The organism is Xanthomonas sp. JL1 (assembly GCF_038405005.1).
Genome location: NZ_JBBYGR010000083.1, coordinates 1 through 13,609, shown reverse-complemented (window position 1 = coordinate 13,609; position 13,609 = coordinate 1). Strand labels below are relative to the sequence as shown.

Below are 13,609 nucleotides of genomic sequence, written 5' to 3'. Positions count from 1 at the left end.
TGTATGCAGCAACTGTAAGTCTGCAGAGAGACGCGCCATCATCCGGCGCGCCAACCGCCTGATGCGGCGGACTCGAAGCACGCGCGGGCCGATGGCCGCACGCCGCAACGCGGCGCTGGCGCAACAACAGGCGCCAGCCGCCTCGCTCGACGATCCTCAGTCAATTCTTGCGCTCGCTCGCTGCCAGCGGGGTCCACTGGTACAGCCAGGTTTCGGTCAGCGGCTTGCCGTTGGCGCGCAGATACAGGCGGATATCGATCTGCTGGGTGCCCTCGTCCGGCGGTACCAGGTCGAACATTGCCCGATAGCCCTTGAGCTCATGCAGCGGGCGCGCCGACACGATTTCGGTGGTGCCGCGCGACACCTGCAGCACCGCCTCCACCTTGGCCTTGGGGTCTTTTGCCAGCGCCGCCAGTTCGCCGCCGGCAAAATCCACTGCAAAGCGCCAGGAAAAGTGGCTGCGCTTTTGCCCCACGATGCCGCCAAGGCCGGTTCGGGTGGCCACGCAATGCGCCAGCGGCGCGCTGGCCGGCGGCTGCGCGCCCCAATACAGCCGGTAGCCCATCAGCAGTTCCTGCCCAGGCTGCGGCTTTGCTTGCGGGTTCCAGAACGCCACGATGTTGTCGAAGGTTTCGTCCACAGTCGGAATCTCGACCAACTGCACCGAGCCCTTGCCCCAACCACTCTTGGGTTCCACCCACAGGCAGGGGCGCTTCTCGTAAAACACGCCATCGTCCTGGTAATGGTCGAAGTTGCGGTCGCGCTGCAGCAGCCCGAAGCCACGCGGGTTTTCGTCGACAAACATGTTGAAGCGCACGTGCGGCGGGTTGCACAACGGGCGCCAGATCCACTCGCCGCCACCGGTCCACATCGCCAAGCCATCGGTGTCGTGAATTTCCGGGCGCCAGTCCCAGTCCATCCGGTTATCGTTTTCGCCGACCTGATACATGCTGGTGCACGGCCCGATGCCCAGCCGCTCGATCGTCTTGCGCGGGTACAACGCGCTGTCGATGTCCATCAGCAGCACATCGCCATTGGTGATGGCGAACCGGTAGGCGCCGGCAATGCTGGGCGAATCCAGCAACCCGTACACCACCACCGTGTTCGAGTCGGCGGCCGGCTGCTCCAGGTAATAGGCGATGAAATCCGGAAACTCTTCCGGCCCGCCGGTCCCGGTATCGATCGCCAGCCCGCGCGCGGATTGTCCGTACTGGCCTTCCTTGCCGACAGCACGGAAATAGCTCGCGCCCAGGAACGCCGAAAAGTCGCGCTCGGTATCCTTGCGCGTATTGAGCCGGAAACCGGCAAAGCCCAGATCCTTCGGCAATTGCTTGCCACCCAGCCCGCTTTTGCCGTAATCGAATGCGGCCGGGTCGTATGCCAGCTGCTGCGCCTTGCCATCGACGATGTCGTAGATGTGCACCGGGGTATGGAAATACAGCCCAAGATGGAAGAACTTCGCCTGGAATTTGCCATTGCCATCGGCCCACAGCGCGTGGTCCTGGCGGTAGCGGATGGACTGGTACTGATCCCAGTTCAGCGCCTCCAGTGGCCCCGGCAAAACCTGCTTATGGCTCTTGTACGGCGCCTTTGCCAGCTCGCGCGCCCGACCCTTCAACCAAGCATAGTCGAACGGCTGCGGCTGCCCGAGCCGCCGCAACCCAACCGCCTTGGCTGCCAGCGCCCACTGCGGCAGCGCCGGCAGACCGAGCGCGGCCAATGCGGCGGCAGCATTTTTCAGCAAGTGGCGTCGTTGCATGCGCATCGATCTGGTCAGGGATTGGGCGACATCATAGCCACAGCCCGGCTTCGAGGTGAATGCGCGCCTCAGCGCGGCGCGGACGGCGCATCGCAGGCATTGGCCAGCGCCAGCGCTTTGGCCTGGCTGCAGAGGAACTGCCGCTGCGCCTGCTCCTCATCCGGCCCGGTGTAGCGCAGCAACGTCCACTGCTCCTGCGCCTGCATCTGCGCCCCTGGCGCGAGCTGTCGATAGGGCGCGTGCACCTCCATTTCCAGCAGCCCCTGCTCTGGATGCCGGCGTGGCGTATCCAGATACAACTCCACCTGCCCCTGCTCAGGATGGATTGCCGCCAGCGGTTGATGCGCGAAGCGGATCAGCAACACCTGCCCGCCAGCAAAACCGGCCATCCATCCCGCAGATGGCTGCAGTAACAGCTTGCCGCGCTGGATCAGTCCGTCTTGGCCCGCATCGGCGCGCAGGGCAAAGACGCCGCGCGCGCGCTTAAACCGCGGCGCAGTCGTCCCGGCCTCGCTCGGCGGCTGCACACGAATATCTCCCGCAGCAGCAACTGGTACAAAGACTCGGGTCGTGGCCGCAACGCGCGTGTTGAACCAGAGGTCCCAAGCAATCGCTTCCGTACGGATATTGCGTGCGCTGGCCTGAATCTCCACAGTGTCCGCGCGCCCTGCAGAAAGTTGGATCTGCTTGCGTAATTGCACCCCGGTCAGCGGGCTGGGCACGCCTTCAAATTCCAACGCGTCATGACTCCGCCGGGCGAGGTGCGTGTGCGCCAGCGACAGATACGGGTCTGGCGGCCAAACCGCGGCCGCCGCCTGACGTTCGTGGTTGAGCTGCTGGTGCAACCACCACTGACTCTGCGGCCCAACCCACACATCATGGCCAAAATACGCAATATCCCCCGAAGCGGCTGAAACCTCAGGCGCAGGCTGTTGCTCGACCGCAGCGCCGACTTTCAAAACATTCGGCTGACCGCGCAGATTGAACGACAGCACACGCCCCCCAAAGGCTGGCGTTGCGCTCAACTCAACCGCCTTGCTGCGCAACTGGATGCACTCTACGGCGGGTGCGGGCGTCGCTGCGCCTGACGACGTCATGCACAGCAGCGCAACTGCACCGGTCACCATCAGAGGAACGACAAGCTTCGGCGAGTTGGACATATCGCGATTCCAAACAAGGGCCTCGGGATTGTGGCCCGCTGCATCGACGTCCCCCCAATCTGAGTAGCAGTCGGGTTTAGAGTCCGGGGTTGATGATATCGCTATTGGCCAACTGCTGGGCATACGTTGCCGGCGTCATTGCGCCGATTGCTTTCTTTGGGCGGTGTTCGTTGTATTCGCGGCGCCAGCGTTCGATCTCGGTGCGCGCATGCAGCAGCGTTGGAAACCAATGTTCGTTGAGGCATTCGTTGCGTAGCCGGCCGTTGAAGGATTCGACACCTAGCGACACCAGGCTCAGCCACAGCAGCGCAACGTCGCGTGTGGGAAGCGTTATCACGGTTGTATCTGGACAACGACAGTCGCGACGACGACAGCGTCGCGCACGTTCTGGCTGCCTCGCCATTCCGCCTGGAACAGCTGCGCATGATGCTGTTGCACGAAGTGCATCCGGTGCTGATTGGCAATCTGCGCAGCGTGGCCAGCGTCTGGGACGGATTCGACCCCGACTGGTTGGCGGCCACGATCCAGGCGCGACGTGCACGGCGCTGGTGCTGGCCAGCGCGCTGGTGCCGGCGCGGTGATGCGCGCACGCAGTGGGCGTTACTGGCCCCGAAGATCGTTGCGCTGCGTGCAACCACCACGCAGTGACACCACGCGCCGCCGCAGCGCCGTGCCCATACATCCAAGCGCCAATCGGTAAACTGCAATCGGCGAGAAGGCCACCACCGTCTGGTATTTCTGCACCGTGTCGCAGCACCAACGCGTCTCAATCAACGCGTACCGGCACGCAACAATCGGCGACAATGCGCACATGCATATCGATGTCATCGGCCACGGGCCTGCGCTGGTTCTTCTGCATGGTTGGGCACTGCACGGCGGGGTGTTCGCCCCGCTGGTAGAGCGCCTGGCACCGCACTATCAATTGCATCTGGTCGACCTGCCCGGGCACGGCTTCAGTCGCGACGACAGCACACCGCTGGCGTTGCCGTACGTGGTCGCTGAGATTGCGGCCGCCACGCCGCCGGCGGTGTGGCTCGGCTGGTCGCTGGGCGGGCTGTTCGCGCTGCATGCAGCCGCCACCCTGCCGCAGGTGCGCGGACTGGCGATGATCGCTGCAACGCCGCGCTTCGTGCGTGGCAGCGATTGGCCCGATGCCGTCCAGCGTGAGTTGTTCGTGCAATTCGGTACCGAGTTGTCGCGCGACTATCGCGGCACCCTGGAGCGTTTTCTTGCGCTGGACACGCTCGGCTCGGCACATGCACGCAGCGAACTGCGCAGCCTGCGCGAAACGCTCACCGCGCGCGGCGAACCGGCGCCGGAGGCCTTGCAGCAAGGGCTCAGCCTGCTCGAGCGCACAGACCTGCGCCGCGCGTTACCGCAACTCGCACGCCCCAGCCTGTGGATCGCCGGGCAACGCGATCGCCTGGTGCCTGCCGCCGGCATGCATGCCGCCGCCGCGCTCAGCCCGCACGCGCAGGCGCTTACCATTGCCGGCGGCGGCCACGCACCGTTTCTTGGTCACGCAGATCAGGTAAGCGAGGCACTGCAACGCTTCGTTGCGTCCGTGCCATGAGCGGATCATCGACCATGCGACATCGCTGATCGAGGACGCATCGCATGGATATGGGAATCGCCGGCCGCTGGGCCTTGGTCTGCGCCGCAAGCAAAGGGCTGGGCTTGGGCTGCGCACGCGCATTGGCCAGCAAAGGCGTCAATGTGGCGATCGCCGCACGCGGCCGCGATGCACTGGAACGGGCTGCCGACACAGTGCGCGCACTCCCCGGCGCTGGCGAGGTGCGCAGCGTGGTCGCCGATATCGCCACGCCGGAAGGACGCAGCGCCGCACTCGCCGCCTGCCAGCAGATCGACATCTTGATCAACAACGCAGGCGGCCCGCCGCCCGGCGATTTTCGTCAGTGGGAACGCGCCGACTGGCTGCGCGCATTGGACGCCAACATGCTGGCGCCGATCACACTGATCCGCGCCACCGTCGATGGCATGCGCGCACGCCGCTTTGGCCGCATCATCAACATCACCTCCAGCGCAGTGAAAGCGCCGATCGACATCCTTGGCCTATCCAACGGCGCGCGTGCCGGCCTCACCGGCTTCGTCGCCGGGTTGGCGCGCAACACCGTTGTCGACAACGTCACCATCAACAATCTGTTGCCCGGGCAGTTCGCCACCGACCGGCTGCGCGGCAATTTCGCCGCTATCGCGCAGCAGCAGGGCAGCACCGCCGAAGAGGTCGCCGAGCGCAAGCGTGCGGGCATCCCTGCAGCGCGTTTTGGCGAGCCGGACGAATTCGGCGCAGCCTGCGGCTTCCTGTGCAGCGCGCAGGCCGGCTACATCACCGTGCAGAATCTGTTGATCGACGGCGGCAGCTATCCCGGCACGTTCTAGCGCGGCGCCACGCATCACGCATCGATTCCCTCCGCCTCTGCCAGCGGCGACAATAGCGGCGCCATGAACAGTACTTTCGACACCCGCCACGTCCGGCGCGCCTTTGCGCGTGCTGCCAGCACCTACACCGCCGCCGCCGCACTCCAGCGCGAAGCGGAAGCGCGCCTGCTCGAATCGCTCGACTACCTGGGCGCGCAGGTGCCCAAGGTGGTGCTGGATGTCGGTGCCGGCCCCGGCCATGCCAGCGGCGCGATCAAGAAGCGCTGGCCCAAGGCGCAGGTCATCGCGCTCGATCAAGCCATGCCGATGCTGCGCCAGGCGCGCAAGGCCGCCGGCTGGTGGAAGCCCTTCGCACAGGTGTGCGCCGATGCGCGCGCGCTGCCCGTTGCCGACGGCAGCGTGGATGTGATCTTCAGCAATCTCTGCATGCAGTGGGTGGAAGACCTGCCGGCCGTGTTCGCCGGGTTACGCCGCGCCCTGCGCCCAGGCGGGCTGCTGCTGTGTTCCACCTTCGGCCCGGAAACGCTGATCGAATTGCGCGACGCCTTCGCGCAGACCGACCCGGCCCCGCACGTCAGCCGCTTTCCGCCGATCGCCCAGTTCGGCGATGCCCTGTTGATGTCCGGTTTCCGCGATCCTGTGCTGGACCGCGACCTGTTCACCCTGACCTACAACGACCTGCCCGCGTTGATGCACGAACTGCGCGCGATGGGCGCCACCAACGCGCTCAGCAACCGCCGCGCCACCCTCACCGGACGTGGCCGGTTTGCAGCGGCAAGCGCTGCCTACGAACCGCTGCGGCGGCCGGACTGCACCCTGCCCAGCTCCTGGGAAGTGATCTACGCCCATGCCTGGGCACCGGCACCGGGCGCGCCCATCCGCGAACACGGGCACGACGTCGCCAGCGTGCCGGTCAGCGCCATCCCGATCCGCCGCCGCATCGACTGAGCGGCGGTACAGAACGCCAGGCGTTGCGTAGCCACTACCGGTGAGACACAGAGTATTGCGCCCACGCCAAGGCTCAGCTGTCAGCCTCGGTGACCACACTTGCTAGAATTCTGAAGTGACCGGCCGCACGTCCCTGTTGCGGCTCACCTTGTTCGATGGTGGCTACCGACACGACGCAGCAGGGCTGCGTCCGCGTCTTGGCAGCCGCTCTCACGTTTGCGGCACCCCGCCCTCAATCGGCCTCCCCCATGTTGAAGTGGCTCCTCATCGCGCTGTTCATCGCATCGGCGCTCTATATCCATTACCGTGGTCGCGTGCGGCACCGGCTCAGCCGGCAGATGCTGGACCATTCCACCTTCATGGCCCCGATCAACACGCTGATGTACCTGTGTTCGCGGGTGCCGACCACGCCGTTCATCGATCCCGGCAAGGAATTTCCGGAGTTGGCGCCACTACTCGCCAACTGGCTGCTGATACGCGACGAAGCGATGGCGCTGCAACAGATGCAGAAGATCCGCGCCGCCGACGGCTATACCGACATCGGCTTCAATTCGTTCTTCCGCCGTGGCTGGAAGCGCTTCTATCTGAAGTGGTACGGCACCGCGCACCCGTCGGCGGCCGAACTGTGTCCGCAGACCACTGCCTTGCTGAAGTCCATCCCTGCGGTGAAGGCGGCGATGTTCGCCGAACTGCCGCCGGGCAGCGAATTGCGCCCGCACCGCGACCCGTTCGCAGGCTCCATGCGCCTGCACCTGGGCCTGGCCACACCGAACGACGACCGTTGCTTCATCGATGTCGACGGCCAGCGCCACAGCTGGCGCGATGGCGAGTGGACCATGTTCGATGAGACCTACATTCACTACGTGCGCAACGACACCGACCAGGACCGCATCATCCTGTTCTGCGATATCGAGCGCCCGATGCGTTGGCGCTGGGCAGCGGCGGTGAACCGCTTCGTCGGCCGCAGCTTGCTCTCGGCCGGCGCCTCGCCCAATCAGGAAGGCGACAAGACCGGCGGCATCAACCGCGTGTTCCGCTATTTCTATGCGGCGCGCCTCAAGGCCAAGGCATTGAAGGAACGCAACAACCCGCTGTACCAAGCGCTCAAGTGGAGCATCTTCGTGCTGGTGGTGGTCGGGATCGTGTTGCTGTAACGCCGGACCAACCGTGTAGGAGCGCGCTTGCGCGCGATGCGGCGTTACCGGTGACGCTCAATCGCGCGCCAGCGCGCTTCTACACGGGTCTGGCCGCCCATGCCGATCGGCCCAGGCAGGCCATGTACTGTCTCGCCATCACGCCGAGACCAACCACGTCGGCGCGCACCCGGGCGCGATCAGTCTTCCCGGAAATCCCTCATCGCGCCCAGGTGCGCTGCGACGCAGCGCGTCCCATGCCGGTCGATGCACTCAGCGCGATACCTGCGCGATCCATTCCTGCAGGTTGTAGTAGTTGGTGACGCGGGTGATCTTGTCGCCCTGCACGTCGAAGAACGCACCGCCCGCCAGTACATAGGTCTGCCCGGTAGCCTCCGGCAGACCTTCGTCGGTGGTGTGATAGACGCCATGCACCACGTACTCGGCGCCGACTCGGGTGCCATCGTCGTTGGCGATCACGACGACATCGCGCAATTGCTCGCGGTAACTGTCGTTCATACGTTGCAGGAAGGCGGCGAATTCGGCCCGCCCGATTTCGCGCGCGCCCTGATTGAGGTCGTGGGCAACGTCGTCGGCCAGAAACGCCAAAATGCCGTCCCAGTCGCCACGGTTGAATGCTGCGTAATAGTCCTGGACCAGGCCGATGGCGTGTTGCCGATGGGTCTCGCTCATGCTCGAACCTGCCGCTGGGAAAGCCGCATCATAGGCCTGCAGTCACGGCCCTTGCACCAGCAAATCGCGGTGGAAGTAATACAACTCCTGCAACAGAAAGCGCCAGCTGGTATGGAAGCTGCGAAAGCGCGTGCTCGGCGTGGACGAGGCCAGCGCGTCGATGCCCAGTTCCTGGCTCAGCCGCAGCGCGCGCGCCATGTGCAGCGGGTCGCTGACGATGATCGCCCGATGCATGCCGTGCCGTTCCATCAGCGTGCGCGCCTGCTCCAGATTCTGCCGGGTAGTGCGCGATGTGGTTTCGATCACGATGGCTTCCGGCGGAATGCCGTGGCGCAGCGCATAGCGTCGGGCCACCTGCGATTCGGCAAAGCGCGCGCCGTTGCCGAAGCCGCCGGTAAACAACAGCCGCGGCGCATAGCCCTGCGCATACAGGTCCAGCGCATGCCGGATGCGTTCTTCGAACACCGGCGAAGGGCGCGCATCGTAGGCAGCTGCACCCAGCACGATGATGACATCGGCCGGCGCGGCCTGGTCGCGGTCACCGATCCACACGATCCAGCCCGCCACCGCCACCAGCCAGATCAGTGCCGGCATGCACAACCGCCAACCCCAGCCCAACAGGCCGAGCCCGCGCGAACGGCTGCTCACGCCGCGGCCCATGGCAAGGCATCCAGATCGACATTGCCACCAGACAGGATCAAGCCCACCCGGCGCCCGGCAAACCGTGCCGGCTCGGCCAGCACCGCGGCCAGGGTGATCACCGAAGACGGCTCGACCACTTGTTTGAGCAACTGCCAGATCAGCCGCATCGCCTGGACGACCGCGGCATCGTCGACTGTGATCACCTGCGCGCCGGCGTGCTGCAGCAGCGCGAAATTGGGCGCGCCCAAGGTGCCGCGCAGACCATCGCACACAGTGTCCGGCACAAAATCGACCAGCCGCTGGCCTGCCGCCAACGAACGCGCGGTATCGGCTGCGCCGGCCGGCTCGGCCAGCACCAGCTCGCAGCCGGGTGCGCAGCGCAGCGCCAGCGCGGCACCGGCCGCCAACCCGCCACCGCCGACCGGCGCCACCAGCACGTCCAGGCCACCGCTTTGATGCAGCAGCTCCAGCGTGGCCGTCCCCTGGCCGGCGATGACCGCGACATCGGTATACGGGTGCACCAGCGTGGCACCGCTGCTGGCCTGCACCTCGGCGCATAGCTGTTCACGCGCTGCGATGGTCGGTGCGCAGCGCCACAAGGTGGCGCCATGCCGGGAAATATTGGCCAGCTTGGCCGCCACCGCGCCTTCGGGCACCACCACATGGCAACCCATGCCACGCGTGCGTGCGGCCAGCGCCAGCGCCGCGCCGTGGTTGCCGGATGAATGCGTCACTACCCCATGTGCAGTCCGCTCGTCCGGCAGCGACCACACGGCATTGCACGCCCCGCGGAACTTGAAGGCCCCGCTGCGTTGCAGATGTTCGGCCTTGAAGAACAACCGTGCACCGCTGAGCGCATCCAGGCTGTGCGATGTCAGCAATGGTGTCGGCGCGCAGTGCGGCGCGATCCGCGCAGCGGCTTGCAGAACGTCGGAATGGGCAAGAGGGACCGTCTCGATCATGCCTGCAAGATTAACGTATCGCTCCCTCTTCACGGGTCGCACGCACTGCCGCCGCGCGGGCTGGATCGATGACAAAGCGCCGCGTTGCTGCACAATGAAGGACCGATTCAATGCATCGGTTCGAAAGTGACATCATGGTTGCAAGAGGGCACCATTCATGAAATTCCGTCTGATCTTCGCCGCCGGGCTATTGGCCCTGAGCGGCTGCGCAACCTACGACTACACCGGCGCTGGGTCGGGCGGCTATTACCGTGGCGCACCTGACGTGCAGTATCGCTATCCGCCTGGCTACTCCCCGTACTTCTACGGCAACCCGTACGGTTTGCCGTACGGCTACGGTGCCGGTTCGATCGGTCTTTACGACTACCCGGTGTATCCGGTCTACCGCGGCAGCTATTACTATCGGGAGTATGATCGCCGTCCGCAGTACCGCCCGCCGCGCCCTAACGGATCGTTCTACAACGGCTCACGCCCCGCTGATTCGCTTCCCCAACAACCCGACCGGTCTCCTGCGACCGGCGCACAGCCGTCTCGGCCACCGCCCCGTATCGGGGCACCACCACGGGTCATTCACGAGATTCAACGGCAAACCGCACCACGCAACACCCGCGCACAGATTCCGTAGGCCCCTGACTGCGACACGGTCCACAATTAGCGATAGTGGGGGCTTGTGTCCAGCTGACGATTGGCCGCAAGCTGGTTGCTCTGTGTGACCAGCCACGTCATCTTCTGACCCGGCCCGCCCCACTGGCCGACTTATGTCGATGTCCGACAGGGAAATCTGGATCCCCCCTGTTCCGGCCCTGTCGGATATCGGCGCCTACAACACAGAAAGCCCCGGCATGCCGGGGCTTTCTGTGTTTATTCGATGTTGCTGTGCAAGGGCTGCGGCGAAAGAAGGCGCAGCCGCCGACTGGCAGAAAAACGCAAAAAATTAAGGGTCGGCAGTCCCCCGACTACCGACCCTTACGCTACCCCATCGCACGCGCGGCTGGCCCCTGTTCCAATTCCAGCCTTTGCGCCCATGTCGCAATGCCACGACGGGTGCAGGAGGGATATCCGCACGAAACATGCCAACTTGAGGGTCGCTGTTTAAAATTGTGAATTAAACCACATTTTCAGTGAATGCGTGACCTCAAGCACCCTTCAGCCGATACTTCCACGGTCGTTTTCTCCTTTCCGCTCTTAGTCCACGCCCATGTCCGACTCTTTCTATCGCTACGACGTCATCGTGATCGGCGGCGGCCATGCCGGCACCGAGGCCGCCCTGGCGTCGGCCCGCGCCGGTGCCCACACCTTGCTGCTGACCCACACCATCGAAACGGTGGGCGCAATGAGCTGCAACCCGGCCATCGGCGGGATCGGCAAGGGCCATCTGGTCAAGGAGATCGACGCGCTTGGCGGGGCGATGGCACACGCAGCGGACCTGGCCGGCATCCAGTGGCGCACGCTAAACGCCTCCAAGGGGCCGGCCGTGCGTGCCACGCGCTGCCAGGCCGACCGCAATCTGTACCGCACTGCGATCCGCTGCATCGTCCAGGCTCAGCCAAAGCTGACCGTGTTCCAGGCGGCAGTGGACGATCTGATCATCCACAACGGCACCTGCGAAGCCGACAGCGTGCGCGGGGTCATCACCCAGACCGGGCTGCGCTTCGAAGCGCCGTCGGTGGTGCTGACCGCCGGTACGTTTTTGGCCGGCAAGATCCATGTCGGCGACACCCAGTACGCGGCCGGGCGCCTGGGCGACCCGCCGGCCACCACGCTGGCCGCGCGTCTGCGCGAGCGCCCGTTCGCGATCGACCGGCTCAAGACCGGCACGCCGCCGCGGATCGATGGGCGTACGCTCGATTACGGCGTGATGGGCGAGCAGCCAGGCGACGACCCGCTGCCGGTCATGTCGTTCATGGGCCAGGTCAGCGACCATCCGCGCCAGGTCAGCTGCTGGATCACCCAGACCACCGAGCAAACCCACGACATCATTCGCAACGCGCTGCATCGCTCACCGCTGTATTCCGGGCAGATCGAAGGCATCGGCCCACGCTACTGCCCGTCGATCGAGGACAAGGTGGTGCGCTTCGCCGAGAAGACCAGCCACCAGATCTTCGTCGAGCCCGAAGGCCTGGACGTGGCCGAGATCTATCCCAACGGCATCTCCACCTCGCTGCCGTTCGATGTGCAGCTGGCGCTGGTGCGTTCAATTCATGGCTTTGCGCAAGCGCATATCACCCGCCCCGGCTACGCCATCGAGTACGACTTCTTCGACCCGCGCGGGCTCAAGGCCTCGCTGGAAACCAAAGCGGTGGGCGGGCTGTTTTTTGCCGGGCAGATCAACGGCACCACCGGTTACGAAGAGGCCGCCGCACAGGGGCTGCTGGCCGGGCTCAACGCCGCGCGCCACGTGCATGGCCTGCCGGCATGGTCGCCGCGCCGCGACGAAGCCTACCTGGGCGTGCTGGTCGACGATCTGATCACCCATGGCACCACCGAGCCGTATCGCATGTTCACCAGCCGCGCCGAATACCGACTGCAGCTGCGCGAGGACAATGCCGATGCGCGGTTGACCGGCGCCGGCCGTGAGATGGGTCTGGTCGACGACGCGCGCTGGGCGCGCTTCTCGGCCAAGCAAGAAGCCGTGCAGCGGGAAACCGCGCGGTTGTCGGCGCTGTGGGCCACGCCGGGCAATGCCCTGGGCCGCGAGGTCGCCGACGCGCTGGGCGTGACGGTCAGCCGCGAAACCAACGTGCTGGATCTGATCAAGCGCCCCGAACTCAACTACGCCACCTTGATGCGGGTGCCGACGCTGGGGCCGGGCGTGGACGATGCGCAGGTGGCCGAACAGGTCGAGATCAGCGTCAAGTACACTGGCTACCTGGATCGCCAGCGCGACGACATCGCGCGTCAGCAACGCCACGAAACCACGCCGATCCCCGAAGGATTCGATTACGCTGGCGTGCGTGGTCTGTCGATTGAAGTGCAACAGAAACTCGAGCACGTGCGCCCGCAACACATCGGCCAGGCACAACGCATTCCCGGCATGACCCCGGCAGCGATCTCACTGCTGCTGGTGCATCTGGAGCGCGCGCGACGTCATCGGGTGGCGTGAGCCATCGCTGCCCGCCAGGAAACACCTGTGCGGGCTAGTGATGATTAGGCACGTCATACGCAAGGACAGCCACGTCATGGACATCCATCCGATCGCAGCAGACAAGCGCGAGGCTGTCATCACAGGGCGGTCTCAAGAGTCAAGTGCAACAGCTCGAGAGACCTGCTGTTAGCGCAACGTATGGACGGACAGCCCAGCAGGCCATTGATTGTGCAAAAGTTACGTGAGCCAGTGTTTTGACAGAAAACGCGGGTCTGCAGTGGAGAAAAGTGTTGCACTTGGAACTTGAGTCGGCCCTGTCTCCCAGCGATGAGTGTAGCGCCACAGGCCAGTTTGTCGCCGTCCAGCGCGGCCTTGCGCCCATGGATGTTCAGATGACTGGAGGCACCTTCAATGTGCATACGTCCATGCAAGGGGCATATCGCTGGATGCCCTTCGCACGCCTGCCTGGCCATCAATGCCTGCGTGTTCGGAACCGGCCGGCACATGGCCGCCGTGGCTGTGGGCATCGCCTTCGACGATGAATGCGCGGCTCATGGTGTGGCCTTCTTGTCGCGCAAGAGGTCGTAGAACGGATGCTTCCCGTGCTGGATTGCGGCCGCTTTGCTGGCTTCGTCGGGCGGGCTGACCATTACGATGCCCGCATAGCCATCCGGGGTCAGGTTGACGGTGGCACTGGTGCGGCCATCGTCGTAACCGGAGACGATGCCCAGCGCGATCTGCACTAGCGCGGAACTGACGCCGGTATTGCCCAGCCGCCGACCGATGTCGTAGCCCTCGTGCTTGTCGTCCAGTTCGATGCCCTCGGC

The 13,609-nt window shown here is 65.1% G+C and carries 15 protein-coding genes and 2 pseudogenes; 8 read left to right on the top strand and 9 right to left on the bottom strand.

Translation table 11 applies throughout. From position 1 onward, the window contains the following. Positions 1-160 precede the first annotated feature (160 nt). The 3 genes and pseudogenes from WJW29_RS18435 to WJW29_RS18425 form a co-directional block, all read right to left on the bottom strand. The gene (locus WJW29_RS18435) at positions 161-1,759 is read right to left on the bottom strand and encodes a glucan biosynthesis protein D (RefSeq protein ID WP_011407294.1); all 1,599 of its coding nucleotides are present in this window, start codon (positions 1,757-1,759) and stop codon (positions 161-163) included. Positions 1,760-1,827: 68 nt separating this feature from the next. Continuing rightward, positions 1,828-2,919, bottom strand: coding sequence for a DUF4380 domain-containing protein (locus WJW29_RS18430; protein WP_011407293.1), 1,092 nt, complete (start codon positions 2,917-2,919; stop codon positions 1,828-1,830). A 76-nt stretch (positions 2,920-2,995) separates the two neighbouring features. Beyond that, a pseudogene (locus WJW29_RS18425) lies at positions 2,996-3,196 on the bottom strand (transposase); the annotation flags it as partial. 41 nt (positions 3,197-3,237) lie between these two features. On the opposite strand from WJW29_RS18425, the gene WJW29_RS18420 reads away from it, so the two are divergent. The 5 genes from WJW29_RS18420 to lpxO all read left to right on the top strand — a co-directional run bounded on the left by WJW29_RS18420 (position 3,238) and on the right by lpxO (position 7,421). Beyond that, positions 3,238-3,567 carry a hypothetical protein gene (locus WJW29_RS18420; protein ID WP_011257206.1) on the top strand — a complete coding sequence of 110 codons (330 nt, stop codon included), beginning with the start codon at positions 3,238-3,240 and terminating at the stop codon, positions 3,565-3,567. A 163-nt stretch (positions 3,568-3,730) separates the two neighbouring features. Further along, positions 3,731-4,492: a pimeloyl-ACP methyl ester esterase BioH gene (gene bioH / locus WJW29_RS18415; protein WP_011407292.1), complete on the top strand. Its 762-nt coding sequence runs from the start codon at positions 3,731-3,733 to the stop codon at positions 4,490-4,492. A gap of 44 nt (positions 4,493-4,536) precedes the next feature. Then, a complete protein-coding gene (locus WJW29_RS18410; RefSeq protein ID WP_011257203.1) occupies positions 4,537-5,319 on the top strand; it encodes an SDR family oxidoreductase in 783 nt (260 codons plus the stop codon). Between the two features lie 63 nt (positions 5,320-5,382). Beyond that, the gene (bioC, locus tag WJW29_RS18405; RefSeq protein WP_011257202.1) at positions 5,383-6,267 is read left to right on the top strand and encodes a malonyl-ACP O-methyltransferase BioC; all 885 of its coding nucleotides are present in this window, start codon (positions 5,383-5,385) and stop codon (positions 6,265-6,267) included. A gap of 248 nt (positions 6,268-6,515) precedes the next feature. Next, positions 6,516-7,421 carry a lipid A hydroxylase LpxO gene (lpxO, locus tag WJW29_RS18400; protein WP_011257201.1) on the top strand — a complete coding sequence of 302 codons (906 nt, stop codon included), beginning with the start codon at positions 6,516-6,518 and terminating at the stop codon, positions 7,419-7,421. A 252-nt stretch (positions 7,422-7,673) separates the two neighbouring features. Here lpxO and WJW29_RS18395 read toward each other — a convergent pair whose 3' ends face one another. Genes WJW29_RS18395 through WJW29_RS18385 form a run of 3 tightly spaced genes read right to left on the bottom strand, consistent with a single transcriptional unit; the run spans position 7,674 to position 9,697 of the window. Next, positions 7,674-8,093, bottom strand: a complete 420-nt coding sequence (locus WJW29_RS18395) for a ketosteroid isomerase-related protein (protein WP_113084406.1) — start codon at positions 8,091-8,093, stop codon at positions 7,674-7,676. A gap of 42 nt (positions 8,094-8,135) precedes the next feature. Continuing rightward, a complete protein-coding gene (locus WJW29_RS18390) occupies positions 8,136-8,753 on the bottom strand; it encodes a YdcF family protein (protein ID WP_011407291.1) in 618 nt (205 codons plus the stop codon). Beyond that, positions 8,738-9,697 (bottom strand): pyridoxal-phosphate dependent enzyme, encoded by a 960-nt coding sequence (locus WJW29_RS18385; RefSeq protein ID WP_011257199.1) that lies wholly within the window; start codon positions 9,695-9,697, stop codon positions 8,738-8,740. Before WJW29_RS18385 ends, WJW29_RS18390 begins: the two co-directional genes overlap by 16 nt. 157 nt (positions 9,698-9,854) lie before the next feature. Between WJW29_RS18385 and WJW29_RS18380 the strand changes: the two genes are divergently transcribed. The 3 genes from WJW29_RS18380 (at position 9,855) to mnmG (ending at position 12,800) form a co-directional block, all read left to right on the top strand. Next, positions 9,855-10,322, top strand: coding sequence for a hypothetical protein (locus tag WJW29_RS18380; RefSeq protein ID WP_011407290.1), 468 nt, complete (start codon positions 9,855-9,857; stop codon positions 10,320-10,322). A 133-nt stretch (positions 10,323-10,455) separates the two neighbouring features. Continuing rightward, entirely contained in the window at positions 10,456-10,635 is a 180-nt protein-coding gene (locus WJW29_RS18375) for a hypothetical protein (protein ID WP_075239321.1), read from the top strand. A gap of 260 nt (positions 10,636-10,895) precedes the next feature. Next, positions 10,896-12,800 (top strand): tRNA uridine-5-carboxymethylaminomethyl(34) synthesis enzyme MnmG, encoded by a 1,905-nt coding sequence (gene mnmG / locus WJW29_RS18370; RefSeq protein ID WP_011257198.1) that lies wholly within the window; start codon positions 10,896-10,898, stop codon positions 12,798-12,800. 119 nt (positions 12,801-12,919) lie between these two features. On the opposite strand, the gene WJW29_RS18365 is transcribed toward mnmG, so the two are convergent. From WJW29_RS18365 to WJW29_RS18355, 3 genes and pseudogenes are all read right to left on the bottom strand, one after another. Further along, complete coding sequence (locus WJW29_RS18365) at positions 12,920-13,201, bottom strand: PAAR domain-containing protein (protein WP_229002670.1); 282 nt, start codon at positions 13,199-13,201, stop codon at positions 12,920-12,922. After that, entirely contained in the window at positions 13,191-13,337 is a 147-nt protein-coding gene (locus WJW29_RS18360; protein ID WP_012443701.1) for a membrane protein, read from the bottom strand. The genes WJW29_RS18365 and WJW29_RS18360 overlap by 11 nt, the downstream gene beginning before the upstream one ends. Next, positions 13,334-13,609 (bottom strand): annotated as a pseudogene (locus WJW29_RS18355) (DUF2875 family protein); the annotation flags it as partial. The pseudogene WJW29_RS18355 and the gene WJW29_RS18360, both read right to left, overlap by 4 nt.

Coding starts and splice junctions, on each gene's coding strand:
- WJW29_RS18435 (WP_011407294.1), bottom strand. CDS start 1,759: ATGCAACGACGCCACTTGCTGAAAAATGCTGCCGCCGCATTGGCCGCG.
- WJW29_RS18430 (WP_011407293.1), bottom strand. CDS start 2,919: ATGTCCAACTCGCCGAAGCTTGTCGTTCCTCTGATGGTGACCGGTGCA.
- bioH (WP_011407292.1), top strand. CDS start 3,731: ATGCATATCGATGTCATCGGCCACGGGCCTGCGCTGGTTCTTCTGCAT.
- WJW29_RS18410 (WP_011257203.1), top strand. CDS start 4,537: ATGGATATGGGAATCGCCGGCCGCTGGGCCTTGGTCTGCGCCGCAAGC.
- bioC (WP_011257202.1), top strand. CDS start 5,383: ATGAACAGTACTTTCGACACCCGCCACGTCCGGCGCGCCTTTGCGCGT.
- lpxO (WP_011257201.1), top strand. CDS start 6,516: ATGTTGAAGTGGCTCCTCATCGCGCTGTTCATCGCATCGGCGCTCTAT.
- WJW29_RS18395 (WP_113084406.1), bottom strand. CDS start 8,093: ATGAGCGAGACCCATCGGCAACACGCCATCGGCCTGGTCCAGGACTAT.
- WJW29_RS18390 (WP_011407291.1), bottom strand. CDS start 8,753: ATGGGCCGCGGCGTGAGCAGCCGTTCGCGCGGGCTCGGCCTGTTGGGC.
- WJW29_RS18385 (WP_011257199.1), bottom strand. CDS start 9,697: ATGATCGAGACGGTCCCTCTTGCCCATTCCGACGTTCTGCAAGCCGCT.
- WJW29_RS18380 (WP_011407290.1), top strand. CDS start 9,855: ATGAAATTCCGTCTGATCTTCGCCGCCGGGCTATTGGCCCTGAGCGGC.
- WJW29_RS18375 (WP_075239321.1), top strand. CDS start 10,456: ATGTCGATGTCCGACAGGGAAATCTGGATCCCCCCTGTTCCGGCCCTG.
- mnmG (WP_011257198.1), top strand. CDS start 10,896: ATGTCCGACTCTTTCTATCGCTACGACGTCATCGTGATCGGCGGCGGC.
- WJW29_RS18365 (WP_229002670.1), bottom strand. CDS start 13,201: ATGCACATTGAAGGTGCCTCCAGTCATCTGAACATCCATGGGCGCAAG.
- WJW29_RS18360 (WP_012443701.1), bottom strand. CDS start 13,337: ATGAGCCGCGCATTCATCGTCGAAGGCGATGCCCACAGCCACGGCGGC.